This window comes from Paenisporosarcina sp. P4_D4 (assembly GCF_056401835.1).
In genome coordinates this window covers 1-3,360 of record NZ_JBFUIO010000174.1, presented here as the reverse complement: position 1 = coordinate 3,360, position 3,360 = coordinate 1, and the positions used below count along the sequence as shown (strand labels likewise).

General features: G+C 38.0%; 3 protein-coding genes. 2 read left to right on the top strand and 1 reads right to left on the bottom strand.

Annotated elements, in window-relative coordinates; all coding sequences use genetic code 11:
* The coding region (locus AC1DSL_RS16505) for a hypothetical protein (protein WP_477533031.1) at positions 1-202 on the top strand (202 nt) is incomplete at its 5' end.
* Between the two features lie 348 nt (positions 203-550).
* On the opposite strand, the gene AC1DSL_RS16500 is transcribed toward AC1DSL_RS16505, so the two are convergent.
* A complete protein-coding gene (locus AC1DSL_RS16500; RefSeq protein WP_477533030.1) occupies positions 551-1,600 on the bottom strand; it encodes an S-layer homology domain-containing protein in 1,050 nt (349 codons plus the stop codon).
* Between the two features lie 196 nt (positions 1,601-1,796).
* Between AC1DSL_RS16500 and AC1DSL_RS16495 the strand changes: the two genes are divergently transcribed.
* On the top strand, positions 1,797-2,798 hold the full coding sequence (locus tag AC1DSL_RS16495; RefSeq protein ID WP_477533029.1) for an NERD domain-containing protein: 1,002 nt from the start codon (positions 1,797-1,799) through the stop codon (positions 2,796-2,798).
* Positions 2,799-3,360 lie beyond the last annotated feature (562 nt).

Genomic DNA, 3,360 nt, shown 5'->3' with positions numbered 1-3,360 from the left:
GATATCTGTATTTCGTGATGACTTATCTAGATTTCGATTAGCGTTATCTAGAATTCGTGGTGTGTTTTCTGGAATTGGTATCGAAGTAAATTGTTATCTACATTTCGTCCGACGATATCTGGATTTCGTGCTGACTTATCTGGATTTCGATTATCGTTATCTCGAATTCGTGGTGTGTTATCTGGAAATGGTATCAAAATAAATAGTTATCTACATTTCGTCCGATGATATCTGGATTTCGTGATGACTTATCTGGATTTCGATTAACCTTATCTCGAATTCGTGGTGTGTTATCTGGAATTGGTATCGAAGTAAATTGTTATCTACATTTTGGGCGCAGATATCTGTATTTCGTGATGACTTTTCTAGATTTCGATTAGCGCTATCTCGAATTCGTGGTGTGTTATCTGGAATTGGTATCAAAGTAAATTGTTATCTACATTTCGTCCGCAATATCTGTATTTCGTGCTGGCTTATCTGGAATTGGTTACACCCTTCATAACATAGAAAAATGGCAGTCTAAGTTAGACTGCCACATTATTTTTCATATTTATTTACTAGAAAACATATGCACCCAATAGATTTGGCCATTGGAATCTTTCTTTATTCCAGCACCGATATTGGTATAGTCTTTGTTTAAAATATTGGCTTTATGACCTGGTGAATTCATCCACGCAGTTACAACTTCCTGCGGTGTTCGTTGACCATATGCAATGTTTTCTCCGAAGCTGCTATAACTATAGCCGAACTTCTCAGCCATATCCCAAGGCTTCCCATACGTCGGAGAGATATGATCGAAATAATTGTTTTTTACCATGTCTTCCGCTTTTACTGTGGCTATTTTAGATAATGGTGCATCTGCCGCTAATGCAGGAAGACCCGCTTTCGCGCGTTCAAGATTCACCAAGTGAATGGTTTGTTTTGCGGTATCATCAATTGCAAGCGTGGAATCGACATAGACTTTATTTGTGCTGTCATACTTAATCACACCTGAATCTCGTTTTTGATCCCAAGTCATCGCACGATCGATGAAGACCGACAATTGCGCACGGGTGACTTTGGCGTACGGAATGAAATAATTCCATGAAACTCCTTCAGAAATTTTCACTTCCGCCAGCGTAGTAATGAATGGTTTCCAGTTGTCTTGTGGCACGTCTTTGAAAGTAACTTGGTTATTATCGTCAATTTTAATTTGGTATGCCACTACCAGAACTTTGGCCATTTGCGCACGACTCAATGGTGCATCAGGGTTAAATGTTGTCGCATTTGAAAAGATTCCTTTTTCAGTTAAAGCGCGTATTTCTTTAAATGCCCAGTGCGTTGAAGGTACATCTTGATAACTCGTTTTGAAAGTTGAATCAAGCGGTAGCTTTAACGCACTCGCCAATATTTTTGCGGCTTGTGCACGGGTAACTTGATTGTTCGGACCAAACGTCCCATTACTATATCCATTAATTATTTTTGCATTTGAAAGCTTTATAATTGAGCTATATGCCCAATGTTCCGTTGAAACATCCGGAAAACCAGCAGCTTGACTACTTGTCGGAACGAACAAAGTAATAGCGAGTAATGCCGCAACAATAAACTTTACGGGTTTCATTCTCCCACTTCCTCTCTATTTTATTTTACTCTACCAAAAAATAGAATAATTTTAATGAGGATAAGGAGACGCGAAAATAAAGCTATGATATTGGAAGATTGTTGAAATTTGAAGGGATTTTCATGTTGGTGTAGGGTAATAAGTTTTAATAAATCTTGTGAGATATCATTATATTTGATAAATTCATAAAAAGGAGATGATTTTTATTCAACTAAATCGAGATATTCCTGCAGGATTATTTGCTCTTCGGCGATTGCATCGTCGATTATCGGTAAATCACCCCCAGTTTACCGACATTAATCAAGATTTGTATAATTCCAATGCAGGTCATGCTGGAGAAGCATATATTGATTCTGTCTTATCGACCATTCACTTCCCTATCCCCCATATATTACTTCCCAATATTCGAATCCATGAAAAAGACATTCCTTCCACCCAAATTGATATTTTAATATTCACAACCGCTTATGCATTAATAATAGAAGTAAAGAATTGGAGTGGAACAATATCCTTCCAACAAGTCGGACAAGTATTACAAACAAAAGATGGCATCGTAAGATCAATGGATTGTCCTACCGTTCAAGCAGATTATTATGTCGGGAATTTGCTAGATTGGTTTGCAAAGCATGATACACAATTACCTGTGCATCGAATTGTCAGTTTCCCCTTTGCTTCCACCTTACTAATTGGAGCTGAGAATCGGGGTATTCATTTTGCAAAAGAGTTACCTATAATTCTTCGGAAATTAAATAAACTCCCGCAGCAACTTACTCATTATCAATTTCAAACACTTTCTAAGAAATTACAAGAAGCAAATCGACCCTTCGAACACGCAACTGCATGCCAAAAATATGGAATACATCCCTCTGATCTTCTTAAAGGAATTTTCTGCCCGAAGTGTGAGAGCCGCTTATTGAAAAAAAGTAATCGAGTATATGTATGCTCCTCATGTCTTCATACTCCTGACAACCCTTTTTACGATACGATGATAGATTGGTTTACATTGGTCGGCAATCAGATTACCAATAGACAATTACGTTTATTTGCAGGTGTAGACAAATCCTATTCGGTCGGTTATTTTATGAAAAAATCAAACTTCCCTTACTCAGGTCAGAATAAGGGAACAATCTATCATGTAAATGCTGAAGAAATGCATCGCTTTCTATCCAAAAAGGAAAAAGTTTGCTTCCGGAAATGACCGGAAGCTTTTCTATTGTAATTAAGAGTTATTGATTGATAAACTTCATGCGATTTGCGATGCAAATGGCACCATTTCAGCGCGTTTGAATTGTGCGGATTTCATGAATTTTAGATATGAGTMCTCGATTTCTAGATAAACACTGGCCAATKCGAGATATCACCTATTGAAATRTAGATATCACACGWCGAATCCTCGATATCCACCCRCGAATCCTTGATTCCRGCGATAARCCCACAGCAACGTGCCATTTGCGRTGCAAATGGCACCATTTCAGCGCGTTTATATTGTTCGGATTTCKTGAATTTTAGATATGAGTACTCGATTTCTAGATAAACACTGKCCAATGCGAGATATCACCTATTAAAATGTAGATATCACMCGACRAAYCCTCGATARMCACCCGCGAATCCTTGATTCCAGCGATAARCCCACAGYAACGTGCCWTTTGCGGTGCAAATGGCACCATTTCAGCGCGTTTGAATTGTGCGGATTTCATGAATTTTAGATATGAGTMCTCRATTTCTAGATAAACACTGGCCAATTTGAGGTATCACCTATT

Bases quoted from the DNA above. Each gene is read 5' to 3' on its own strand.
- AC1DSL_RS16495 (WP_477533029.1), top strand. From the start codon at position 1,797: ATGATTTTTATTCAACTAAATCGAGATATTCCTGCAGGATTATTTGCT.
- AC1DSL_RS16500 (WP_477533030.1), bottom strand. From the start codon at position 1,600: ATGAAACCCGTAAAGTTTATTGTTGCGGCATTACTCGCTATTACTTTG.